Genomic DNA, 22,285 nt, shown 5'->3' with positions numbered 1-22,285 from the left:
CGGGTCCGGGGCTAGAATAGCGGGACCGTTGACGACAAAGGGACAAGGTTATCATGCGTACACTCAATCGCCTGTTACTGGCTGGCTTGTTTGCATTCACCCCGTTGGCCGTGATGGCGGCGGATGACGCACCCTCGGCGGACCCGGACGTCACCATCCGCACCGAAGGCGATAAAACCATTCAGGAGTATCGGCAAAACGGCTTTCTGTACGCGATCAAGGTCACGCCCAAGCATGGCAAGCCATATTTCCTGGTGCGCGCCGATGGCACTGATGCAAACTTCATCCGCTCGGACCAACCGGATATGCTGATCCCGTCATGGAAGATTTTCGAGTGGAAATAGTTTCCTAATTTCAATCGGCGCCCGCCCATGGGCGCCCGTACTGGCAGTTTAACCATGTCTGTGTTCACCCCCCTGGCTCGGCCCGAGCTGGAAACCTTTCTCGCCCCTTACGGGCTTGGCCGTCTGCTTGATTTCCAGGGGATCGCCGCCGGCAGCGAAAACACCAATTTCTTTATCAGCCTGGAGCAGGGCGAATTCGTCCTGACCCTGGTGGAACGCGGCCCAGTGCAGGAAATGCCGTTCTTCATCGAGCTGCTGGACGTGCTGCACGCCGCCGACCTGCCGGTGCCTTACGCCTTGCGCACCACCGACGGCATCGCGCTGCGCGAGCTGGCAGGCAAGCCGGCGCTGCTGCAACCGCGCCTGGCCGGCAAGCACATCAAGCAGGCCAACGCGCAGCACTGCGCCCAGGTCGGCGAATTGCTGGCGCATCTACACCTGGCCACCCAGCACAACATGATCAAGCGCAAGACCGATCGCGGCCTGGACTGGATGCAGGAGGAGGGCAACAAGCTGTTGTCGCACCTCGACACCGAGCCGCGCCGCTTGCTTCAGGCGGCGCTGGATGAAATCGCCATGCAGAAGGTCGGCATCCTCGCGCTGCCCCGCGCCAACATCCACGCGGACCTGTTTCGCGACAACGCCATGTTCGAAGGCACCCACCTGACCGGGTTGATCGACTTCTACAACGCCTGTTCCGGGCCGATGCTGTATGACGTGGCCATTGCCTTGAACGATTGGTGTTCGGATGACGACGGCCTGCTCGACGGCGCCCGGGCGCGGGCATTGCTGGGGGCCTATGCGGCGCTGCGACCGTTCACCGCCGCCGAGGCCGAGCTGTGGCCGACCATGCTGCGCGTGGCGTGCGTGCGGTTCTGGCTGTCACGCCTGATCGCCGCCGAATCGTTTGCCGGGCAGGACGTGCTGATTCACGACCCGATGGAATTCCAGCAGCGGTTGGCGCAGCGGCAGAGTGTGCATACGTTGCTGCCGTTTGCCCTGTAGGTAGGCAGCCGCAAAGCTGAGGGCTGAGGGCTGAGGGCTGTTGTGGCGAGGGAGCTTGCTCCCGCTGGGCCGGTCCGCGTTCGGGCGCAGCAGTCCTAAGATTTTGCGGTCGCTGCGCGACCGAGCGGGAGCAAGCTCCCTCGCCACAGGTTCAGTGCTCGATTGGAGTTATAGCGACTCCAGACACCCCGCCAAATCCCCCCCCAATTTATCCAACAGCTGCTCATACCCCTGCGCCGTCGCCGGGGTGTAGCCGCCCAGTGCATCCAGCTCCGCCAGCTTCACCGGCAGCCCGGCCACCAGGGTTTCGGCCAGGCGCGGGCGCAGCGGCGGTTCGCTGAAGACGCACGTCTTGCCCACTGCCTGCAAACGCGTGCGCATCGCCGCCACGTGCTGGGCGCCGGGCTGGACTTCGGCGGCCACGGCGAACACCCCCGCGTGCTTGAGCCCATAGGTGTCTTCGAAATAGTCGAACGCTTCGTGGAAGACGAAATACGGCTTGCCCGCGATCCCGGCCAGACGCGTCTTCAGGCGCGCATCCAAAGCGTCGAGACGCTGGTTGAACCCCTTGAGGTTGCTTTGATAGCGGGCGGCATTGGCCGGGTCGGCCGCACTCAGGTCAGCGCTCATTTTTGCAGCAATCACCCGCGCATTGATCGGTGAAAGCCACAAATGCGCATCGATCGTGCCGGGGCGGTGGTCGTGATCGTGCTCATCGCCGTCCTCGTCGGTATGGGATTGGCTGTCCTCGGCAAAATGCCGCAACTTGAGCCCTGGCAGGTCCTGCACGGCCACCGAAGGTTGGGTACGACCGTTGAGCACCCGTGGCAGGAAACCTTCCATGTCCGGCCCGATCCAGTAGAGCAGGTCCACCGATTGCACCTTGCGCACGTCCGACGGCCGCAAGGCGTAATGGTGTGGCGAAGCGCCGGGCGGCAACAACACCTCTGGAACGCCCATGCCGTCTTGCACCGCGGCGGCAATCAGCTGCAACGGCTTGATGCTGGTAAGGACTTTGACGTCGGCCTGGGCCGGGCCGATCAGCAGCACACCTGTGACAAAAACGACAAAGAGCGAAAAAAATCGGGACACGATGACCACTCGAAGAGGCGAGAACGGGTAACATAATAACGTCTCTAACAGAACTCGTCGCTGCCCATGCCTATTACCCCCCTTGCCAGTCGCCCCCACGATCACTCCCACTGCGTGCACAGCGCGCTGTCCGAGGCCGACGCCCTCTGCGCGCGCCAAGGGTTGCGCCTGACGGCCCTGCGGCGCCGGGTGCTGGAACTGGTGTGGCAGAGCCACAAGCCGCTGGGCGCCTACGACATTCTGGCGGTGCTCAGTGAGCAGGACGGCCGTCGCGCCGCGCCACCAACGGTCTATCGGGCGCTGGATTTCCTCCTGGAAAACGGCCTGGTCCACCGCATCTCCTCGCTGAACGCCTTCGTCGGCTGCAACCACCCGGAGCACGCCCACCAAGGCCAGTTCCTGATCTGCCGCGAATGCCACGCCGCCATCGAGCTTGAACAAAAATCCATCAGCGACGCCATTGTCGCCAGCGCCAGAGAGGTCGGCTTCGTGGTCGACAGCCAGACCGTCGAAGTGGTCGGCCTGTGTTCCGGTTGCCAGGGGGCCTGATGAGCAACGCGTTGATCCGCCTCGAACAGGTGGCCGTGACCTTCGCCGGACAGAGCGTGCTGGACAACATCCACCTGAGCGTGGAGCCGGGGCAGATCGTCACCTTGATTGGCCCCAACGGCGCCGGCAAGACCACCCTGGTGCGCGCCGTGCTGGGTTTGCTCAAGCCCGACAGCGGCAGCGTCTGGCGCAAGCCGAAGCTGCGGATCGGCTACATGCCGCAAAAGCTCCACGTCGATCCGACGCTGCCGCTGTCGGTCCTGCGCTTTTTGCGCTTGGTGCCTGGGGTGGACCGCGCACGGGCCTTGGCGGCGCTCAACGAAGTCGGCGCCGAGCACGTGATCGACAGCCCGGTCCAAAGCGTTTCCGGCGGCGAGATGCAGCGCGTGTTGCTGGCCCGCGCCCTGCTGCGCGAGCCTGAACTGCTGGTGCTCGACGAACCGGTGCAAGGCGTCGACGTGGCGGGCCAGGCCGAGCTGTACAGCCTGATCACCCGCCTGCGCGACCGTCACGGCTGCGGCGTGCTGATGGTCTCCCACGACCTGCACCTGGTGATGAGCACCACCGACCAAGTGGTCTGCCTCAACCGCCACGTCTGCTGCTCCGGGCATCCCGAACACGTCAGCGGCGACCCGGCGTTCGTCGAGCTGTTCGGCAAGAACGCCGCCAGCCTGGCGATTTATCACCACCATCATGACCACGCCCACGACCTGCACGGTTCGGTGGTCATTGGTGCCCCTGTGACACCCCACGTTCATGGAGATGGCTGCAAGCATGGCTGACTTTCTGTTGTACGCCCTGCTCGCAGGCCTGGCCCTCGCACTGGTGGCCGGCCCCCTGGGCTCGTTCGTGGTCTGGCGGCGCATGGCCTATTTCGGCGACACCTTGTCCCACGCGGCGTTGCTCGGCGTGGCCCTCGGCTTTCTGCTGGACATCAGCCCGACGGTGGCGGTGACCGTCGGCTGCCTGCTGCTCGCCGTGGTGCTGGTGACCTTGCAACAGCGCCAACCGCTGGCGTCCGACACGCTGCTGGGCATCTTGGCGCCGAGCACGCTGTCCCTCGGGCTGGTGGTGCTGAGCTTCATGCATGAAGTGCGGATCGACCTGATGGCCTATCTGTTCGGCGACCTGTTGGCCATCAGCCCGATGGACCTGGCGTGGATCCTCGGCGGCAGCGCGACGGTGCTGTTGCTGCTGGTGGCGCTCTGGCGTCCCTTGCTGGCCGTGACCGTGCACGAAGAGCTGGCGCGGGTCGAAGGCCTGCCGGTGACGAGTCTGCGCCTGACGCTGATGCTGCTGATTGCCGTGGTCATCGCCGTGGCGATGAAAATCGTCGGGGTGCTGCTGATCACCTCCTTGTTGATCATCCCGGCGGCTGCGGCACAACGTCACGCCCGCTCCCCGGAACAGATGGCCCTGGGCGCAAGCCTGCTGGGCATGCTCGCGGTGTGCGGCGGGCTGGCCTTGTCGTGGTTCAAGGACACCCCGGCCGGCCCATCGATCGTGGTCAGCGCCGCCGGATTGTTTCTGCTGAGTTTTGTCCTGCCTCGTCGAGGGGTGTAGACTTGCTCGCTTTTTGCGCAATTAGAGAGTCGCAGGAATGAAGCCGTTCGCCTCCCGTTATCTGCTCCTTGTCGCATTTTCCCTGCTGCTGGGCGCCTGCCAGAGCCCACCGCCGGTCGCCGAGGCCCCCGACACCCGGGGCCCGGCCATTGCGCAGCTTGAGCAAAGCCTGGCCAGCAATGAGCTGGCCACCGCTGAAGACCAGCTGGCCGCGTTGCAGGCCCAATCGCCGGAAGATGCGTCGTTGGAACCCTTCCAGCGGCAACTGGCCGAGGCGTACCTGCGCCGCAGCCAGATCGACCTGCAAAAAGGCGATGTCAACGCCGCCGCCACCGCCCTGAGCCGTGCCCGCGCCTTGATGCCCAAGGCCCCGGCGCTGACCGGCGAGGTCAACAGCGCCATCGCCGAAGCCCGCAAGGCCGACCTGGAAAAAGCCGAGGCCGACCTCAAGGCCGCCGAAGCCAAACCCGTCGCCAAACTGATCGACCCCAGTGCAGAAAGCACGACGATTGCGCTGAACATCGGCGATATGCAGCAACTGCGCCGGCAACTGGATGCTATCGCGACGGACGTGGTGAACTTCCACTGCGATGTCAGCATCCAGGCGCCGCGGACCGATGACTATCCGTGGCTGGCGACATTGCTGACCAAGCGCGTGAAAAAACTCGACCCAGGGTTTGATCTGAAGCTGCAGAAGCAGATTTTGCGCAGCGTGCCTGCGCAGATGGTGCTGACACCGCGTAAGCCCTGAAAGCATCGCGAGCAAGCCCGCTCCTACACTGTATCGGTGGTGTGCTGAGCCTCGGCGGCTAGCACAGAACCCTGTGGGAGCGGGCTTGCTCGCGAAAGCGTCCCCCCAGTCACCCTCGCGTCAAGCCGGCACCGCCTTAGCCTTGGGCTCCCGCATCCAAACCCGGTGCTGGGCAATCGCCGCAAAAAACCGCGAAAAATTGCTCGCTTCCGCGTCCTCGATCAACCCCGCATCCACCTCCAGCTTCAACTCCACCAGCAACTGCCGGGCCTCGCCATGAAGCCCAATGGCCTTCAAATGCTTGTAGGCCTCCAGCACGTAGTGCAACGCCACGCCATCACGACTCAAGGCCTTGATCGACTCCGCGCCGCCCGGCACGAACACCGCATCGAAGGCAATCGACGGCAACCCTTCCATGGACGAATCCACCGCCAGCACCTGCCCATCGGCAGTGGTCACCGGCGCCGACGTCGGCCCGAGGACCTTGGCGTGAGCGCCCTCGACCATCAGCGCCTGCCTGAGCGTATGGATGATCGCCCCATCGACGCCGTTCGCCACCAACACCGCCACTTTTCGCGTCTTGATGTCGCCGGACAACAAGTTCGCCTGGCTCAACGCCGGCGACTGCTCCAGGGAAGGCGTCGGTACATCGACGGTGCCGCAGGTCGGCGCCGGCAACCCCAGGTTTTTCGCCACCCGCGCCGCCAGTTCCAGGTCGATATTGGCAAGGATCTCATTCACCTGGCGCACCCGGATGAACTCGCGCTCCACCTTGCCCAATTCGAAACTGTAGGCGGCAATGATGTGCTCCTGCTCGTGGGCGCTCATGCTCTTGTAGAACAACCGCGCCTGGGAAAAGTGATCGCCGAACGACTCGCTGCGCTGGCGGATCTTGTAAGCATCGATCCGCTCCGGATAGCTTTCAAACCCGCCGTCCACAGGGCCCGGCGGGGTTTCCTTCGGCCAGCCGCCGTCGATGGAGTTCGGCTCGTAGGACGTGCGCCCCTTGTCGATGGTGGACCGGTGCATGGCATCGCGCTGGCCGTTGTGCACCGGGGTGATCGCACGGTTGATCGGCAGCTCATGAAAATTCGGCCCGCCGAGTCGGCTGATTTGCGTGTCGGTGTAGGAAAACAGCCGGCCTTGCAGCAGCGGATCGTTGGAAAAGTCGATGCCCGGCACGATGTGTCCCGGGCAGAACGCCACTTGCTCGACCTCGGCAAAAAAGTTGTCCGGGTTGCGGTTCAACACCATCTTGCCCAACGGCGTGATGGGCACCAGCTCTTCGGGGATGAGCTTGGTCGGGTCGAGCAGGTCGAAATCGAACTTGTGTTCATCTTCCTCGGCAACAACCTGGACGCCGAACTCCCATTCCGGGTAGTCGCCCATCTCGATCGCTTCCCACAGGTCGCGACGGTGATAGTCGGTGTCCTTGCCCGCGAGTTTCTGCGCTTCGTCCCACACCAATGAACAGGTGCCGGCCTTGGGTCGCCAATGGAATTTGACGAAACTGCTGCGGCCTTCCGCATTGATCATCCGAAACGTGTGCACGCCAAACCCCTGCATGGTGCGCAGGCTTTTTGGGATGGCGCGGTCGGACATCGCCCAAATCACCATGTGCGCCGACTCCGGCACCAGCGAGACGAAATCCCAGAACGTGTCGTGAGCCGAACCGCCGGTGGGGATTTCATTGTGGGGCTCGGGTTTGACCGCGTGGACAAAATCCGGGAACTTGACGGCATCCTGGATGAAAAACACCGGCATGTTGTTGCCTACCAGATCGAAATTGCCCTCATCGGTAAAGAACTTCACTGCAAAGCCACGCACGTCCCGCACGGTGTCGCCGGAGCCGCGTGGCCCCTGCACCGTGGAAAAACGCACGAACACCGGGGTTTGTTTGCTCGGATCCTGTAGGAAACCGGCTTTGGTCAAGGCCGAATGGGCCTCATACGCTTGAAAATAGCCATGGGCGCCCGTGCCCCGGGCGTGAACAATGCGCTCGGGAATGCGCTCATGGTCAAAATGCGTGATCTTTTCACGCATGATGAAGTCTTCCAGCAAAGAAGGCCCACGGGGGCCAGCGCGCAGGGTGTTCTGGTTATCGGCGATCTTCACGCCCTGGTTGGTGCGCAACGCCTGTTCGGTGGCGTCGGCGCGAAACGCTTCCAGGCTGTCGAGCTTGGCGTTGGTGTTAGCGCGGTCCAGGGTGTCGGTGCCGGCCAGTTGGCTCGGGGTGGAGGTGGGCTTGTCGGTACTCATCAGGCATAACTCCTCATGGGCCAGGCGCAGGACCTGGGCATTTTCGAGTGGCTTTAAGGAGTGACCGACACCGTTTGGCCGCGTTCCTTTTTTATGCCTTTGATCGCGTTATTGCCAATTGGCAGGTTGATCGGCAAATAAATGCTAAGAACCTCTATACGGACAGGCTAAAATGCGCGCCCGGCTAACCGCTGATCCTATTCCAACGCGCCCCACAAGGTTCGCTACGTGATCGAGTTTCAAAACGTTTATAAAACCTACCGGGTCGCCGGTAAGGAAATCCCCGCGCTGCACCCGACCAGTCTGACGATTGAGAACGGTCAGGTCTTCGGCCTCATCGGCCATTCCGGTGCGGGAAAAAGTACCCTGCTGCGCCTGATCAATCGCCTGGAAGACACCAGCGGCGGCAAGATCATCGTCGACGGCGAGGAAGTCACCGCCCTGGACGCCAACGGCCTGCGGCGTTTCCGCCAGCAAGTCGGGATGATTTTCCAGCACTTCAACCTGCTGGCGTCCAAGACCGTGGCCGACAACGTGGCGCTGCCCCTGACGCTGGCCGGCGAATTGTCCCACAGCGAAATCGACCAACGGGTCGCCGAACTGCTGGCACGGGTGGGTTTGTCCGACCACGCCAAGAAATATCCGGCGCAACTGTCCGGTGGCCAGAAACAGCGCGTCGGCATCGCCCGAGCCCTGGCGACCAAGCCCAAGATCCTGCTGTGCGACGAAGCCACCAGCGCCCTCGACCCGCAAACCACCGCCTCGGTGCTGCAATTGCTGGCCGAGATCAACCGCGAACTGAAACTGACCATCGTGCTGATCACCCATGAAATGGACGTGATCCGTCGCGTTTGCGACCAAGTGGCGGTGATGGATGCCGGCGTGATCGTCGAAAAAGGCCCCGTGGCCGACGTGTTCCTGCACCCCAAGCACCCGACCACCAAGCGTTTTGTCCAGGAAGACGAGCAGATCGACGAAGGCGAACAGCGCGACGACTTTGCCCACGTACCGGGGCGCATCGTGCGTCTGACCTTCCAGGGCGATTCCACCTACGCGCCGCTGCTCGGCACCGTCGCCCGCGAAACGGGCGTGGACTACAGCATCCTGGCCGGCCGAATCGACCGAATCAAAGACACCCCCTACGGGCAACTGACCCTCGCCATCACCGGCGGTGACCTGGAGGCGGCGTTTGCCCGCTTCAGCGCGGCCGATGTCCACATGGAGGTGCTGCGCTGATGGAACTGCTGACGAATTTCTTTGTAAACATCGACTGGCTGGAAATCTGGCTGGCCACCGGCGACACCTTCCTCATGCTGTTCGGTTCGCTGCTGTTCACCGTGCTGCTCGGCCTGCCGCTGGGCGTGCTGCTGTTCCTGTGCAGCCCACGCCAGTTGCTCGAAGCCCGGGGCGTTTATGCGCTGCTGTCGCTGATCGTCAACATCCTGCGTTCGCTGCCGTTCATCATCCTGTTGATCGTGATGATCCCGTTCACGGTATTGATTACCGGCACGTCCCTGGGTGTGGCCGGGGCCATTCCGCCATTGGTAGTGGGCGCGACACCGTTCTTCGCCCGCCTGGTGGAAACCGCCCTGCGCGAAGTCGATCGCGGCATCATCGAAGCGACCCAGGCCATGGGCGCGACCACCCGGCAGATCATCGTCAACGCCTTGCTGCCGGAAGCCCGCCCGGGCATTTTCGCCGCGATTACGGTCACGGCCATTACGCTGGTTTCCTACACGGCCATGGCCGGTGTGGTCGGTGCCGGTGGCTTGGGCGACCTGGCGATTCGTTTCGGTTACCAGCGTTTCCAGACCGATGTAATGGTGGTCACCGTGGTGTTGCTGCTGGTGCTGGTCCAGGTGCTGCAAACCGTGGGCGATAAACTGGTTGTGCATTTCTCTAGAAAATAAAGGCCTTGCGCCAATAACCATGAGCCGGCCATCCGCGGCGCCCAGAGCAGGCGCCGCAAGCGGGCACACACAAGGAGTTTGCTGAATGAAAAAGCTACTGGTTGCCTTCGCTGCCGCTGCAGCGTTTTCCGCCCATGCCGCCGACACCCTGACCGTCGCGGCCACGCCGGTTCCGCACGCGGAAATCCTCGAATTCGTCAAGCCGGCCCTGGCCAAGGAAGGCGTGGACCTCAAGGTCAAAGTCTTCACCGACTACATCCAGCCCAACGTCCAAGTCGCCGAAAAGCGCCTGGACGCCAACTTCTTCCAACACCAGCCGTACCTGGATGAATTCAACAAGGCCAAGGGCACCCACCTGGTGAGCGTCGCCGGCGTACACCTGGAACCGTTGGGTGCGTACTCCAGCAAGTACAAAAAACTCGAAGAACTGCCAGGCGGCGCCAACGTCGTCATCCCCAACGACGCCACCAACGGCGGCCGCGCGCTGCTGCTGCTGGCCAAGGCTGGCGTGATCAAGCTGAAGGACTCGGGCAACATCCTGTCGACTACCAAGGACATTGTTGAAAACCCGAAGGACCTGAAATTCCGTGAACTGGAAGCGGCGACTATTCCGCGAGTGCTGACTCAGGTGGATCTGGCGTTGATCAATACCAACTATGCGTTGGAGGCGAAGCTGGATCCTTCCAAGGATGCGCTGGTGATTGAAGGCAGCGACTCGCCGTATGTGAACATCCTGGTGGCGCGTGAGGATGATAAGGACAGTGAGGCGATGAAGAAGCTGGTGGCGGCTTTGCATACGCCGGAAGTGAAGAAATTCATTCTTGAGAAGTACAAAGGGGCGGTTTTGCCGGCTTTTTGATTTGAATGGGTTGTGAAGAAAACGGGGCTGCGTGGGAATGCAGGCCCGTTTTTTTAGAATGTTGATGACATTGCACAGAACTCAGTCATAGCAGAATGGATAGTCCCATCCGGCCAATAAGAAACATCAATAAAAAAAGAAACAGTATCCGAATTAGCCCACTCCCATATCGCAAAGCTAGAAAAGTACCCGTCAGGGCGCCCGCCATATTACACACCGCGACCAATCCACCGATTGCCCATAGCACATGACCAGAAGGTATAAAAAATAGCAGTGCTGCGCTAAAAGTTCCCAAGTTAACCAGTTTTGCTGACGCGGATGCGTTCAGAAAATCGTAGCCGAAATATTTAACAAAGATAAATAACAGAAGACTGCCGCTGCCAGGGCCAAAAACCCCATCATAAAACCCAACTACCCCGCCAAAAATAATCCCAAGAAAAATCTCTCTGGGGCCGCATTGAACACTCGTGTGAACACGACCTAGATCTTTTTTTGCAAATGTATAAATGGCCATCGCCACCAATACAGAAAGTACAACATATTCCATAATCGCCTTCGGAACGAGCGAAACGGAAAGTGCCCCCATAAACGAAAATACAAAAGCGGAAACCATCGTCGGAAGCATGAGCTTCCAAACAATTTTTATTCTTTTCACGTAACTAAATATAGAAGAAATATTTCCAACAAGAACAGCCAGCTTGTTAGTTCCAAAAACAGTGCTTAACGAGTGCTGAGGCAATGCATGGAGGAGGGCAGGTACTTGCACCAGGCCCCCTCCACCCACAGCGGCATCGATCATCCCCCCGCAGAAAGCAAAAAATCCGAGTGCAACCATGGCGTATTCAATTTGCATAAGCATTATCCACCCTTAACTTCATAGCTTCGCTATGCATCGTTGCCGAATTAAAAATTCGAACATGCACAGAAATTTTAAACTCTTGATAAGCATGGAGTTGATCAAAGCAAATTAATATCAACCAGGATTAACTTCATATATCTCCGTCTGTTCATGTCGTCAAAAGTCACGCTGAGAGGGGGAATGCTTAATCAACACATAACTGCTGCTCTTCGTACATTACAACAGTGCTTCATGCAGGGCATGGAAAGCTTTTCCAGCACGTTGGTTGTAATCAAGCATGACGCCCTTGAGCTTATCAATATCAAGCCTCAGGTCGACTAGGCGACCGAAAGCTTGCGCTGCGGCTAAAGCATGCAGCCCATGCTTGTTTTCTATCTCCCCAGAATGCGCCATGACATAGCCTTTTGCTTCGCGAAGACTTTTGACGTTATTGCTCAATGAAGCATTCACAGAAATTAACTTTTCTTCGATATATTGAGCGATAAAATTGTACTCACGTCCATTCCAAAGCTCTGAAGAGATTGAAACCATCATGGCATCCATGATGGCTTGTTTATGCTCTATTGAGTCCATGGCAGCTCTATGCTTCTTCACACCTACTTTGTAAAGAAAATCAGAAAAAATATTACACTCGTTAACGGCATATTGACTCTCTACCCAACCTGTAGCACCAAAGGCGGCAGTCATGTAGGAATACATACCATCATGCCCCTCATGCCCAAGACCGAAATCGTCTTTAGCAACTTCATGCATATGCGCCAAAATAATGTTGTATCCCATTTGTCTTTCAGTAGAGATAGAGACAGCGTCTGCGGACAAACGCATGATTGTTTTTGCAGAAACCAGACTCGTAGTTTTGTGAGTTTCGTTCCACCCATTAAAGAATTTTAGGACTCCCACATCGGTTTGGTCTTTTTTAAGAAATGTTTGAAAAGCGTGTTCAGCCTCGAACTGAGCATCTTGTGTAATGGGGTGACAAAGGACTTCGCGCATCGCATTTTGAATTTCACCAACTTGTTCGATCTGCGCAGGCAGGGGGGCCCGACGGTGTCCATCCGAGATCAATCTTCCGGGTATCTTCAAATTTTTCAGATGTCTAGGTAATGCCTCAATAAAAACCTCGCCAAACTCGTGCATAGACAAAAATTTTTCGGAGATGTTAATGCGGTTGCGAGATAAAAATGAATTCATGATTTAGCCTTAATCTTTAAAATTTTATAAAGGCAACGATCTAAGATTCAAGCCGCCATTAAGTGCATGCAAACGATAGAAACTATAGACACGGCGCACAAGCCAGCGGATTCCGGCGTAGCTGTAGGCAAAGGCGCAAGGGTAAGTAGCTCGGCGGAAAGGTTGATGGTAGGAGGATAAACAGGGGACCGTTATTGGCCTGTAGTTCGTAAATGAAGGACAATTGCGGCTGACCGCCTTGGGTATGAGGCAGCAGGTATGGGGTTCGTCTATAGGAATGAGGGAGCTTTTAAAGCTGTTGCACCCAACAGGGAATGAACCCCATGTGCGCCGAGAAGGGAGCGCTTTAGCCCTAGATGAGCGCCCCAACAAAGCACACCCGACGCATAGCGTCGGGTTTTCGTTGATGGCTATCTACCTGTTACCTCGGATCGACGTTATCCAACACCCGATTCGCCAGCAATGAACTCAGCTCAATCAGTTGCTGGACGCCTAGAAGGATATGACGGCGAGGACCTTCCAGGTCGAAGGCCAGGTTGCTGACCATCGCGTCGGCTGCTGCCAGCGTTTCGCTGAGGTTGGCGAGGAGGGATTCGTTGTCGGCGTTTTTTGCGACGGTGAAGAGCTGGCCCGGTTGGGACGCATCTTCGGTCTTTTCCGGTTTTGGTAGCAGGTAGTAATCCAAGGTGCGTTTGGCGGCTTCGTCGTGCTTTTTAGCCTGGGATTTTGTGTACCGGGAAGTGTGATCCGTCTCTGGCGGATTCGGCGTAGGTTTGAACATGAGCTAAGTCCTGTAGGTGATGCCGCAACCCTTTAGCTACTAAACAGAAGGGTGGCAGCTGTACGCAGGTTAGTAGACCGGGGACTCAGCAAAGCCGGCGCGCCCGAGGGCGCCCTGCGCACAGCCGCCATCAAATACAGGTATGGAAATACCTGACTGACAGGAGCCTTGCACCTTACTAAATACCTCGGGCTACTAAACCCGACCACTGATGGGCAGTGGCAGGGAAACGATAGAACCCGGGGGCAAGGCGCACAAGCGGGCGGATTCTGGCGTAGTTGTAGGCAAAGGCGCAAGGTTGGGTAGCCTCGTGGAAGGCTTGGGGCGGGAGGATAAACAGGTGGTGTTTATGACCTGTAGTTCGGGGCTAGAGGGATGCTTGCGAATGGGCCGCATGGCTGGTGGGGTTGGTCTGTAGGAATGTGTTTGGCTGGTTTGGGGCTGCTGCGCCCGAACGCGGACCGGTCCAGCGGGAGCAAGCTCCCTCGCCACGGACTTTTTGTTGCATGGAGATTTTTGGGGTTGCTGCGCGACCCAGCGGGGATAAATCCCCTCGCCACAAAGGGCTGCGTTACGTGGCTCGATGGTGTGGATAAGCGCCGCTGCAATCAAGGAGCTGGAGGCCATAGGATCCGCTTCATTGTTCTCCGACCCTCATGATAGATTCACCGCCGCGACCTCTAATGAATAGAGGGCATTCAGGGAGAGAAGTGAGTGATCAAGTCTTTGTTGGTTGGAGGATTGCTGGCAATGGCATCCGCGTCGGCATTTGCGATGAGTTGCGATAACCCTCGAAACGCCTACGACAGAACCTATTGCGCTTCGTTGAAAATGGTTCAGTCGGATCAGGAAATCAATGATCAGTACAAGAAGACGATGGGGGCTCTGAACCCGGAGCAGAAGAAAAAAGTGAAAGCCGCTCAAATCCAGTGGATCAAGAATCGTGACAGCGCCTGTTCCAACGATGGCCTGCTCTACCTGGACTGTGCCAACGAGAAGACCGAGGCGCGTATCGTCATACTCAAGGCTGTCGAGCGCGAGTGCCGTGCTGCCGGTTGCGATGACGCCAAGCTGTCGCAAGTCGAGTAAGCCGTAAGCAATGAGCACGTGGGCTTGCTCTCGCTCCTTCAAGATTGCGCGCTATCCCTTTTGCACCCCCGTGACTCACTCGCGGGGTCGGAATAAGCGGACATCTATCGCTAACTAGAGGCGATAGGACAAGTGAAAAGTCGTACCCCAGGAAAACCCGACACCAAGGTGTCGGGTTTTTTTATGGGGGGAAGTTTATCTGGCATCCGGTCTGGCCATGGCGTCGGTGGGCAAGTATTGATTGGGGTTGCTGCGCAACCCAGCGGGAGCAAGCTCCCTCGCCACAGGGGTTGGGGGAGGCCTTTTGGGATTGCTGCGCAACCAGCGGGGATGAATCCCTCGCCACAGGGGCGTTGTGTCGTGTAATCGTCTTGCTATTGAAAGAAGCGGAGGCGATGCTTTCGGGGTTTTACGGGCGGTTACGCTGTATTCGGTTGTTTGCGTTAGTGGCAGGGTGCCACAATGGTTTTTTGGTTGCTTCATGATCAGGTGGTTTACATGGATTTTCCGAGATCTCGGAGTGCCCCAGATCTTTTCATCGCCAAGCAGGTGCGGACTGATCGGTTACAGCAACTTTTTCGCCAATCCGTTTCGGCGGTTTTCGGCAGTTATCTCGCGGCGATCATGCTCAGTTGGCTGTGTTGGGATCGTTTTGAGCACAGCGCCATTCTTGGGTGGCTGGGCATACTGACGGGCTCGACGCTGTTGCGCATCGCGATGTTCCTGGCCTATTTGCGCAGCGATGAAAGTGAGCGCACGCCTCAACGCTGGGAGCGCAAGTACTGGGTCACGCTGGTGTTGTCCGCCAGCATCTGGGGCGGCGGCGCGTTCGTGGTCATGCCGGCGGACGATCTGCTGTCGCAGGCTTTAGTCATGCTTTTTACGGTGGGGATGTCCGTCAGTGCGGTGTCGTGTTATTCGGCCTACCGCGACATGACGCTGGCCTCCATTGGCCTGGTGCTGTTTCCGAGCACCGTGTGGCTGCTGTTTCAACCGTCCTCGATTCAAGTCGGCATGGGGCTTTCGATCCTGGTGTTCGCCGCCTTTGCGGCCCGCGCGACGCATAAAATGTCCCAGGCACTGGAAACCGCGTTTCGACTCACCCGCGAAATGGAGCAGGCGAACAGCGTTTCAACCCGTGCCGCACAAACCGATGAACTGACCGGGCTGAAGAGTCGACGGGCGTTTTTCGAACATGCCCAGCAGCTTTACGACGAATGCAAAGCCAACCGGCGAGGGGTGTGCGCCGTGATGCTGGACATGGACCACTTCAAGCACATCAACGACACCTACGGCCATCAGGTCGGGGATCAGGTGTTGCGCCAAATGGGCGCGGTGATCAGTTCGTCGTTTCGGGCAACGGATGTCCAGGGGCGGCTCGGGGGTGAGGAGTTCGCGGTACTGCTACCGGACACGTCCATCGACGTTGCCCTCAAGATTGCGGAAGAACTGATCCAGACGATTGATGGCTTGATGATCGAGCCAGTTCATCGCATCACCGCCAGCCTTGGGGTGGCGTCGACGGAGGCAGGGTATAAGGACCTGCACAGCTTGATGAACAGTGCGGATAAGGCGTTGTATCGGGCGAAGGCGCAGGGGCGCAATCAGGTGGCTGTGGCTTAGGGGCTGGGTAACAGCGCTGATACCGTGGGCTGCTTCCTATTGATAGTTCGGTTAATGCCAGTCAGTTGTGGACCACAAACCGTGGGAACAAAGCTTGCTCGCGATTGAGGTAAGCCAGTCGACGACAATTGACTGCTCTGCCGCTATCGCGAGCAAGCTTTGCTCCCACAGGTTTGCGCCCCAACTTATAGGCGTTCGCCGATAACGACGCACCCCGCTAAACGATGCTATCCACCACCCCACCATCCACCCGCAGTGCGGCGCCAGTGGTGGCCGAGGCCTGTTCCGAGCTGGCATAGATGATCATGTTGGCGACTTCTTCTACCCGCGCCGCGCGCTGGATGATCGAGGAGCTGCGGTGCTGCTTGACGAAGTCGGCCGCGACCTTTTCCAGGCGTTCCCCGCTGCGCTCAACGTCGGCCTGGAGCATTTGGGCTACGCCTTCGGACAGTGTCGGCCCGGGCAGTACCGAGTTCACCGTGACGCCCGTGCCGGCGAGGCGCTTGGCCAGGCCGCGAGCGATGGACAGTTGCGCGGTTTTGCTGAAGCCGTAGTGGATCATGTCGGCGGGAATGTTCACGCCCGATTCCGAGGAGACAAACACAATCCGCCCCCAACCACGTTCGACCATCCCCGGCGCGTAGGCCCGGGACACCCGCACGCCCGACATCACGTTGGTTTCGAAGAAGCGTTGCCACTCGCTGTCCGGCGTTTCGAAAAAGTCTTCCTGTTTGAAGATGCCGAGGTTGTTGATCACCACATCGAAGCGTGGGTATTGGGCGATCAATGCCTGGCAGCCGGATTCGTTGCTCAGGTCACCGACAAAGCCTTTGGCCCGTGCCGCCAGTTCGCCCAGGCGTTGCAAGGCGTCCTCCACGCTGCTTGCGCTGCGACCGTTGATGACCACGTGGGCGCCGGCTTCGAGGAAGCCTTTGGCTGTGGCAAAACCGATACCGCTGGTGGATCCGGTGACTAACACGTGACGTCCGGTGAAGTCGATTTTCATGAACGTGACTCCTTGATTAATGAACCAGAGGGGCTGCGATGTTTCTGACTGGCCGATCTCGAGCCTCTCGAATAATCGTCCACTCGACGTCTGGGATATCGCAGGGCCCTTAATCATGGACACGATTGGGGGTTTTCGCCTCTTTAGGGGCTGAATGGGGCTGCTGCGCCCGAACGCGGACCGGCCCAGCGGGAGCAAGCTCCCTCGCCACAGGGATAGCGCACAGCAGTTTGATTGCGGTGACTGTCAGGGCTCAGTACCACCGCGCCTCGCCCGGTGGGCGTTTCTTGAAGCGTTTCATGCTCCACATGTATTGGCTCGGGTAGGCGCGCACGTAGCGTTCAACCACTTGGCTCATGGCGGCGCAGGCGGTTTCGGTGTCGGTGCTGTACATGGCCTCGGGGGCGGCCTCGAGGATGACTTTGTAGCCCGAGCCGTCCGGCAGGCGCAGGGCGTGGAGGAAGACGCCGACCGCTTTACCGCCGGCGAGCATGTTCGGGACGAACTTGCTGGTCAGGGCCTTGACGGCAAAGAAGGGCACGAAGATACCGGCGGATTCAGCCGGTTCCGGGTCGGCGGGAATACCCACCTGGCCACCCTTGCGCACTTCCTTGATGACGCTGAGGATGCCTTCCTTGGTCGACGCCGCAACTTTGTTGCCCAACTGCACGCGTTGTTTCTGCAGCAGTTCATCCACCGCCTTGAGCTTGGGCGGACGGTAGAAAATGATCGGTTTGCACTGGCTGCAATAGAAGTGGTTGAGCACTTCCCAATTGCCCAGGTGGCTGGTGATGCCGACCACGCCTTTGCCGGAAGCCAGTGCCTCTTTAAGGATGTCCAGGCCTTCGACTTCGCGCACCAGGTCGATGGAGCGCTGGGCCGGCCAGATCCAGGCGCAGGCGCTTTCGGTCAGGGATTTGCCGATGTCCTTGAGGCTCTGGCCCACCAGGCGTTCACGCTCGGCCGGGTCCATGTCGGGAAAGCACTTGGCGAGGTTGATCCGCACCACGTCGCGGGAGCGGTTGGGTAACTTCCACATCAGCCAGCCGATGGCCGAACCCGTCGCCTGCACCGCTCGCCAGGGCAGCAGCGCAAACAACCGCAGAGCGCCGACCAGCAAGGCGCCTTTCAACTTATCCACAGGTGACTCCTGAATTCATGGCCGTGTCGCGAGCCGACTATTCTAACCGCCGTTTGCCAACACGGCGTAGCGGTCGCAGTCCTGGGTGTGGTCCATGACCATGCCCGAGGCCTGCATGAAGGCGTAGCAAATGGTCGGCCCGACGAAGGTGAAGCCGGCCTTTTTCAGGCTTTTGCTCATCGCCACGGCCTGGGGCGTGATGGCCGGCACTTCGCTGCGGTCCTTGAAATGGTTGATGACGGGCGTGTCGTCGACGAACGACCAGAGGAACGCAACCGGGTCTTCCAGCGCCAGCCAGGCCTGGGCATTGCGCCGGGCGGCATTGAGCTTCAGACGGTTGCGGATGATGCCGGGGTCGAGCATCAGTTCGTCGATTTCGGCGTCGCTCATCTGCGCCAGGCGCTGTACATCAAAGCCGTACATCACCTTGCGGTAGTGCTCGCGCTTGCGCAAAACGGTGATCCAGGACAGCCCGGCCTGGAACCCTTCGAGCAAAAGCAACTCGAACAAACCCTGCGCATCGCGCAGCGGCGTGCCCCACTCCTGATCGTGATAAGCCATGTACAGCGGATCTTCGGTACACCAAAAGCAGCGTGGCATAAGGCTCCAGGGGGCGTGCGCACGAACGAATCGGGTATACTCCCGCTCTTTAAATCGCAGCCCAAGAAACAGGTGAATTTCGTGAGCCAGCCTACGCCAGCCGTGCGTACCTTCCAAGACTTGATCCTCGCCCTCCAGCAATACTGGGCCGAGCAAGGTTGCGTGGTACTTCAGCCCTACGATATGGAAGTAGGCGCCGGCACTTTCCACACCGCCACGTTCCTGCGCGCCATCGGCCCGGAAACCTGGAACGCCGCCTATGTGCAGCCTAGCCGTCGCCCGACTGACGGCCGCTACGGCGAAAACCCGAACCGTCTGCAGCACTACTACCAGTTCCAGGTGGTGCTCAAGCCGAACCCGGAGAACTTCCAGGAGCTGTACCTGGGTTCCCTCAAGCACGTGGGCCTCGACCCGCTGGTGCACGACATTCGTTTCGTCGAAGACAACTGGGAGTCGCCGACCCTGGGCGCCTGGGGCCTGGGCTGGGAAGTCTGGCTCAACGGCATGGAAGTGACTCAGTTCACCTACTTCCAGCAGGCGGGCGGCATCGAGTGCTACCCGGTGACCGGCGAAATCACCTACGGCCTGGAACGCCTGGCCATGTACCTGCAAGGCGTGGATTCGGTCTACGACCTGGTGTGGGCTGACGGCCCGTTCGGCAAAGTGACCTATGGCGATGTGTTCCACCAGAACGAAGTGGAGCAATCGACCTACAACTTCGAACACGCCAACGTCGACAAGCTGTTCGAACTGTTCGACTTCTATGAAAGCGAAGCCAAGCGCCTGATCGAACTGGACCAGCCGCTGCCGTTGCCGAGCTATGAAATGGTGTTGAAGGCGTCCCATACCTTCAACCTGCTGGACGCGCGCCGGGCGATCTCCGTGACTGCACGCCAGCAATACATCCTGCGAGTGCGCACCCTGGCGCGTTCCGTCGCGCAAGCCTACCTGCTGGCCCGTGCCAAGCTGGGCTTCCCGATGGCGACCCCGGACCTGCGTGATGAAGTGTTGGCTAAGCTGGAGGCTGCACAATGAGTGCTCAAGATTTTCTGGTTGAACTGGGCACCGAAGAACTGCCACCCAAAGCCCTGAACACCCTGGCCGATGCGTTCCTGGCCGGTATCGAGAGAGGCCTGCACGCCGCTGGCCTGAACTTCGAGGCCAAGCAGGTATTTGCCGCACCGCGCCGTCTGGCCGTGCTGATCACCGCCCTGGCGACCCAGCAGCCGGACCGCAGCATCAACCTCGACGGCCCGCCACGCCAGGCCGCGTTCGACGCCGACGGCAACCCGACCCAAGCCGCCCTGGGCTTCGCCAAGAAGTGCGGCGTGGACCTGAGCGAGATCGACCAGAGCGGTCCGAAACTGCGCTACAGCCAGAGCATCAAGGGCAAGCCGACCGCCAGCCTGTTGCCGACCATCGTCGAAGATTCCCTGAACGACCTGCCGATTCCCAAGCGCATGCGCTGGGCCGCGCGCAAGGAAGAGTTCGTGCGCCCAACCCAGTGGCTGGTGATGCTGCTCGGTGACGAAGTCATCGATTGCACGATCCTGGCCCAGAAGGCCGGTCGCGATTCCCGCGGTCACCGTTTCCACCATCCGCAGAACGTGCGCATCACCTCGCCGGCCAACTACTTGACCGACCTGCGTGCCGCCTACGTGCTGGCCGACGCCAACGAGCGTCGCGAGCTGATCAGCAAGCGCACCGAAGAGCTGGCAACCCGTCAGGAAGGCACCGCCATCGTGCCGGCCAACCTGCTGGACGAAGTGACCGCGCTGGTGGAATGGCCGGTGCCGCTGGTGTGCTCGTTCGAGGAACGTTTCCTTGAAGTGCCGCAGGAAGCCCTGATCACCACCATGCAGGACAACCAGAAGTACTTCTGCCTGCTGGACGCCGAAGGCAAGTTGCTGCCGCGTTTCATCACCGTGGCCAACATCGAAAGCAAGGACCCGCAGCAGATCATCGCCGGTAACGAAAAAGTCGTTCGCCCGCGCCTGACCGACGCCGAGTTCTTCTTCAAGCAAGACAAGAAGCAGCCGCTGGAAAGCTTCAACGAGCGCCTGCGCAACGTGGTGTTCCAGGAAAAACTCGGCAGCGTCTACGACAAGGCCGAGCGCGTGTCGAAACTGGCCGCGTTCATCGCTCCACGCATTGGCGGCGACGCCCAGCGCGCAGCCCGTGCCGGCATCCTGTCCAAGTGCGACCTGTCGACCGAGATGGTCGGTGAGTTCCCGGAAATGCAAGGCGTTGCCGGTTACTACTACGCCCTCAACGACGGCGAGCCGCAAGACGTGGCCCTGGCGCTGAATGAGCAATACATGCCACGCGGTGCCGGCGCAGAACTGCCGACCACCCTGACCGGTGCAGCCGTGGCCATCGCCGACAAGCTCGACACCCTGGTGGGCATTTTCGGCATCGGCATGCTGCCCACCGGCAGCAAAGACCCGTATGCCCTGCGCCGTGCGGCCCTGGGCGTGCTGCGTATCCTGATCGACAAGCAACTGGACCTGGACCTGAACGACGCCGTGGCCTTCGCCGTCAACGCGTTCGGCGGCAAGGTCAAGGCCGCCGGCCTGGCCGATGCGGTGCTGGAATTCATCTTCGACCGCCTGCGTGCGCGTTATGAAGACGAAGGCGTCGACGTCGCGACTTATCTGTCGGTGCGCGCCCTGAAACCGGGTTCGGCCCTGGACTTCGACCAGCGTGTGCAAGCGGTGCAAGCCTTCCGCAAACTGCCGGAAGCCGCCGCGCTGGCAGCGGTGAACAAGCGGGTGTCGAACCTGCTGAGCAAGGCCGAGGGCAGCATCGCGACCACCGTCGAAGCCAAGTACTTCGACAACGCCAATGAGTTCTCGCTGTATTCGGCGATCCAGCAGGCAGACCAGGCGGTCCAGCCAATGGCGGCGTCGCGTCAGTACAGCGAAACCCTGGCGCGCCTGGCAGCATTGCGCGAGCCGGTGGATGCGTTTTTCGAAGCGGTGATGGTCAACGCCGAAGACGCCAGCGTACGGGCCAACCGTTACGCGTTGCTGGCGCGCCTGCGTGGGCTGTTCCTTGGCGTCGCCGATATTTCGCTGCTGGGGTAAGCCTTGAAACTGCTGATTCTCGATCGGGACGGGGTGATCAACCACGACTCCGACGCTTACATCAAATCGGTGGAGGAGTGGCTGCCGCTCCCCGGTTCGATCGAAGCCATCGCGCAGTTGAGCAAGGCCGGCTGGACGGTGGCGGTCGCCACCAACCAGTCGGGCATCGCCCGCGGTTATTACGACCTCGCCGTCCTCGAGGCCATGCATGAACGCTTGCGTTCGTTGGTGGCGGAGCAGGGCGGTGACGTCGGGCTGATCGTCTATTGCCCACACGGGCCCGACGAAGGTTGCGATTGCCGCAAGCCCAAGCCGGGCATGTTGAACGCCATCGCCGCGCATTACGACGTGGCGCTGGCCGGCGTGTGGTTCGTCGGCGACAGCCTCGGTGACCTGGAGGCAGCCAAGGCCGTCGACTGTCAGCCTGTTTTGGTAAAGACCGGGAAAGGCGAAAAGACGCTGGGCAAGACCCTACCGGTAGGCACCCTGGTTTTTGACGACCTGGCGGCGATTGCCGCTGAACTTATCCACAATTAGAGCTCCCAAGACATCCTGATCAAGGACTGTTCGGGACGCG

At 59.8% G+C, this 22,285-nt stretch carries 22 protein-coding genes; 14 read left to right on the top strand and 8 right to left on the bottom strand.

What is annotated here, in order from left to right; all coding sequences use genetic code 11:
• Nucleotides 1–53 precede the first annotated feature (53 nt).
• The gene (locus ACODSJ_RS00700; RefSeq protein ID WP_260958332.1) at nucleotides 54–344 is read left to right on the top strand and encodes a DUF2782 domain-containing protein; all 291 of its coding nucleotides are present in this window, start codon (nucleotides 54–56) and stop codon (nucleotides 342–344) included.
• 54 nt (nucleotides 345–398) lie between these two features.
• Nucleotides 399–1,349 carry a homoserine kinase gene (locus ACODSJ_RS00695; protein ID WP_489099894.1) on the top strand — a complete coding sequence of 317 codons (951 nt, stop codon included), beginning with the start codon at nucleotides 399–401 and terminating at the stop codon, nucleotides 1,347–1,349.
• 168 nt (nucleotides 1,350–1,517) lie between these two features.
• On the opposite strand, the gene ACODSJ_RS00690 is transcribed toward ACODSJ_RS00695, so the two are convergent.
• Nucleotides 1,518–2,441 (bottom strand): zinc ABC transporter substrate-binding protein, encoded by a 924-nt coding sequence (locus ACODSJ_RS00690; RefSeq protein WP_489099893.1) that lies wholly within the window; start codon nucleotides 2,439–2,441, stop codon nucleotides 1,518–1,520.
• A gap of 66 nt (nucleotides 2,442–2,507) precedes the next feature.
• On the opposite strand from ACODSJ_RS00690, the gene zur reads away from it, so the two are divergent.
• Genes zur through ACODSJ_RS00670 form a run of 4 tightly spaced genes read left to right on the top strand, consistent with a single transcriptional unit; the run spans nucleotide 2,508 to nucleotide 5,304 of the window.
• Nucleotides 2,508–2,990 carry a zinc uptake transcriptional repressor Zur gene (gene zur, locus ACODSJ_RS00685; RefSeq protein WP_489099892.1) on the top strand — a complete coding sequence of 161 codons (483 nt, stop codon included), beginning with the start codon at nucleotides 2,508–2,510 and terminating at the stop codon, nucleotides 2,988–2,990.
• A complete protein-coding gene (gene znuC / locus ACODSJ_RS00680; RefSeq protein ID WP_489099891.1) occupies nucleotides 2,990–3,772 on the top strand; it encodes a zinc ABC transporter ATP-binding protein ZnuC in 783 nt (260 codons plus the stop codon). Before zur ends, znuC begins: the two co-directional genes overlap by 1 nt.
• Nucleotides 3,765–4,553, top strand: a complete 789-nt coding sequence (gene znuB, locus ACODSJ_RS00675; RefSeq protein ID WP_489099890.1) for a zinc ABC transporter permease subunit ZnuB — start codon at nucleotides 3,765–3,767, stop codon at nucleotides 4,551–4,553. Before znuC ends, znuB begins: the two co-directional genes overlap by 8 nt.
• 37 nt (nucleotides 4,554–4,590) lie before the next feature.
• Nucleotides 4,591–5,304: a PA5502 family lipoprotein gene (locus ACODSJ_RS00670; protein WP_489099889.1), complete on the top strand. Its 714-nt coding sequence runs from the start codon at nucleotides 4,591–4,593 to the stop codon at nucleotides 5,302–5,304.
• Between the two features lie 120 nt (nucleotides 5,305–5,424).
• On the opposite strand, the gene katE is transcribed toward ACODSJ_RS00670, so the two are convergent.
• A complete protein-coding gene (katE, locus tag ACODSJ_RS00665; RefSeq protein WP_489100001.1) occupies nucleotides 5,425–7,587 on the bottom strand; it encodes a catalase HPII in 2,163 nt (720 codons plus the stop codon).
• A gap of 204 nt (nucleotides 7,588–7,791) precedes the next feature.
• Between katE and ACODSJ_RS00660 the strand changes: the two genes are divergently transcribed.
• The 3 genes from ACODSJ_RS00660 to ACODSJ_RS00650 all read left to right on the top strand — a co-directional run bounded on the left by ACODSJ_RS00660 (nucleotide 7,792) and on the right by ACODSJ_RS00650 (nucleotide 10,332).
• Complete coding sequence (locus tag ACODSJ_RS00660; RefSeq protein WP_489099888.1) at nucleotides 7,792–8,799, top strand: methionine ABC transporter ATP-binding protein; 1,008 nt, start codon at nucleotides 7,792–7,794, stop codon at nucleotides 8,797–8,799.
• Complete coding sequence (locus tag ACODSJ_RS00655) at nucleotides 8,799–9,473, top strand: methionine ABC transporter permease (RefSeq protein ID WP_139641438.1); 675 nt, start codon at nucleotides 8,799–8,801, stop codon at nucleotides 9,471–9,473. Before ACODSJ_RS00660 ends, ACODSJ_RS00655 begins: the two co-directional genes overlap by 1 nt.
• 85 nt (nucleotides 9,474–9,558) lie before the next feature.
• Nucleotides 9,559–10,332, top strand: coding sequence for a MetQ/NlpA family ABC transporter substrate-binding protein (locus ACODSJ_RS00650; protein WP_489099887.1), 774 nt, complete (start codon nucleotides 9,559–9,561; stop codon nucleotides 10,330–10,332).
• Nucleotides 10,333–10,417: 85 nt separating this feature from the next.
• Here ACODSJ_RS00650 and ACODSJ_RS00645 read toward each other — a convergent pair whose 3' ends face one another.
• The 3 genes from ACODSJ_RS00645 to ACODSJ_RS00635 form a co-directional block, all read right to left on the bottom strand.
• A complete protein-coding gene (locus ACODSJ_RS00645) occupies nucleotides 10,418–11,185 on the bottom strand; it encodes a sulfite exporter TauE/SafE family protein (RefSeq protein WP_489099886.1) in 768 nt (255 codons plus the stop codon).
• 222 nt (nucleotides 11,186–11,407) lie between these two features.
• Nucleotides 11,408–12,382, bottom strand: coding sequence for a hypothetical protein (locus ACODSJ_RS00640; RefSeq protein WP_489099885.1), 975 nt, complete (start codon nucleotides 12,380–12,382; stop codon nucleotides 11,408–11,410).
• A gap of 421 nt (nucleotides 12,383–12,803) precedes the next feature.
• Complete coding sequence (locus ACODSJ_RS00635) at nucleotides 12,804–13,163, bottom strand: DUF6124 family protein (protein WP_489099884.1); 360 nt, start codon at nucleotides 13,161–13,163, stop codon at nucleotides 12,804–12,806.
• Between the two features lie 714 nt (nucleotides 13,164–13,877).
• Between ACODSJ_RS00635 and ACODSJ_RS00630 the strand changes: the two genes are divergently transcribed.
• Nucleotides 13,878–14,252, top strand: coding sequence for a lysozyme inhibitor LprI family protein (locus ACODSJ_RS00630; protein ID WP_489099883.1), 375 nt, complete (start codon nucleotides 13,878–13,880; stop codon nucleotides 14,250–14,252).
• Between the two features lie 498 nt (nucleotides 14,253–14,750).
• Nucleotides 14,751–15,875, top strand: a complete 1,125-nt coding sequence (locus ACODSJ_RS00625) for a GGDEF domain-containing protein (protein ID WP_489099882.1) — start codon at nucleotides 14,751–14,753, stop codon at nucleotides 15,873–15,875.
• A 217-nt stretch (nucleotides 15,876–16,092) separates the two neighbouring features.
• Here ACODSJ_RS00625 and ACODSJ_RS00620 read toward each other — a convergent pair whose 3' ends face one another.
• The 3 genes from ACODSJ_RS00620 to tag form a co-directional block, all read right to left on the bottom strand.
• Nucleotides 16,093–16,881, bottom strand: a complete 789-nt coding sequence (locus tag ACODSJ_RS00620) for an SDR family NAD(P)-dependent oxidoreductase (protein ID WP_489099881.1) — start codon at nucleotides 16,879–16,881, stop codon at nucleotides 16,093–16,095.
• Nucleotides 16,882–17,134: 253 nt separating this feature from the next.
• Nucleotides 17,135–18,022: a lysophospholipid acyltransferase gene (locus tag ACODSJ_RS00615; protein ID WP_489099880.1), complete on the bottom strand. Its 888-nt coding sequence runs from the start codon at nucleotides 18,020–18,022 to the stop codon at nucleotides 17,135–17,137.
• 42 nt (nucleotides 18,023–18,064) lie between these two features.
• Nucleotides 18,065–18,622 carry a DNA-3-methyladenine glycosylase I gene (tag, locus tag ACODSJ_RS00610; RefSeq protein WP_489099879.1) on the bottom strand — a complete coding sequence of 186 codons (558 nt, stop codon included), beginning with the start codon at nucleotides 18,620–18,622 and terminating at the stop codon, nucleotides 18,065–18,067.
• Between the two features lie 81 nt (nucleotides 18,623–18,703).
• On the opposite strand from tag, the gene glyQ reads away from it, so the two are divergent.
• From glyQ to gmhB, 3 genes are read left to right on the top strand one after another with little or no spacing between them, the layout of a single operon-like run.
• Complete coding sequence (glyQ, locus tag ACODSJ_RS00605) at nucleotides 18,704–19,657, top strand: glycine--tRNA ligase subunit alpha (RefSeq protein WP_022641565.1); 954 nt, start codon at nucleotides 18,704–18,706, stop codon at nucleotides 19,655–19,657.
• The gene (gene glyS / locus ACODSJ_RS00600) at nucleotides 19,654–21,708 is read left to right on the top strand and encodes a glycine--tRNA ligase subunit beta (protein WP_489099878.1); all 2,055 of its coding nucleotides are present in this window, start codon (nucleotides 19,654–19,656) and stop codon (nucleotides 21,706–21,708) included. Before glyQ ends, glyS begins: the two co-directional genes overlap by 4 nt.
• 3 nt (nucleotides 21,709–21,711) lie before the next feature.
• Nucleotides 21,712–22,245 carry a D-glycero-beta-D-manno-heptose 1,7-bisphosphate 7-phosphatase gene (gmhB, locus tag ACODSJ_RS00595; RefSeq protein ID WP_489099877.1) on the top strand — a complete coding sequence of 178 codons (534 nt, stop codon included), beginning with the start codon at nucleotides 21,712–21,714 and terminating at the stop codon, nucleotides 22,243–22,245.
• The last annotated feature ends 40 nt before the right edge of the window (nucleotides 22,246–22,285 follow it).

The organism is Pseudomonas sp. FG6 (genome assembly GCF_057809015.1).
Note: the sequence above shows the minus strand (reverse complement) of the source record. Positions and strands in the feature narration are given on the sequence as shown.

Bases quoted from the DNA above. Each gene is read 5' to 3' on its own strand.
- ACODSJ_RS00700 (WP_260958332.1), top strand. From the start codon at position 54: ATGCGTACACTCAATCGCCTGTTACTGGCTGGCTTGTTTGCATTCACC.
- ACODSJ_RS00695 (WP_489099894.1), top strand. From the start codon at position 399: ATGTCTGTGTTCACCCCCCTGGCTCGGCCCGAGCTGGAAACCTTTCTC.
- zur (WP_489099892.1), top strand. From the start codon at position 2,508: ATGCCTATTACCCCCCTTGCCAGTCGCCCCCACGATCACTCCCACTGC.
- znuC (WP_489099891.1), top strand. From the start codon at position 2,990: ATGAGCAACGCGTTGATCCGCCTCGAACAGGTGGCCGTGACCTTCGCC.
- znuB (WP_489099890.1), top strand. From the start codon at position 3,765: ATGGCTGACTTTCTGTTGTACGCCCTGCTCGCAGGCCTGGCCCTCGCA.
- ACODSJ_RS00670 (WP_489099889.1), top strand. From the start codon at position 4,591: ATGAAGCCGTTCGCCTCCCGTTATCTGCTCCTTGTCGCATTTTCCCTG.
- ACODSJ_RS00655 (WP_139641438.1), top strand. From the start codon at position 8,799: ATGGAACTGCTGACGAATTTCTTTGTAAACATCGACTGGCTGGAAATC.
- ACODSJ_RS00650 (WP_489099887.1), top strand. From the start codon at position 9,559: ATGAAAAAGCTACTGGTTGCCTTCGCTGCCGCTGCAGCGTTTTCCGCC.
- ACODSJ_RS00645 (WP_489099886.1), bottom strand. From the start codon at position 11,185: ATGCAAATTGAATACGCCATGGTTGCACTCGGATTTTTTGCTTTCTGC.
- ACODSJ_RS00640 (WP_489099885.1), bottom strand. From the start codon at position 12,382: ATGAATTCATTTTTATCTCGCAACCGCATTAACATCTCCGAAAAATTT.
- ACODSJ_RS00635 (WP_489099884.1), bottom strand. From the start codon at position 13,163: ATGTTCAAACCTACGCCGAATCCGCCAGAGACGGATCACACTTCCCGG.
- ACODSJ_RS00625 (WP_489099882.1), top strand. From the start codon at position 14,751: ATGGATTTTCCGAGATCTCGGAGTGCCCCAGATCTTTTCATCGCCAAG.
- ACODSJ_RS00620 (WP_489099881.1), bottom strand. From the start codon at position 16,881: ATGAAAATCGACTTCACCGGACGTCACGTGTTAGTCACCGGATCCACC.
- tag (WP_489099879.1), bottom strand. From the start codon at position 18,622: ATGCCACGCTGCTTTTGGTGTACCGAAGATCCGCTGTACATGGCTTAT.
- glyS (WP_489099878.1), top strand. From the start codon at position 19,654: ATGAGTGCTCAAGATTTTCTGGTTGAACTGGGCACCGAAGAACTGCCA.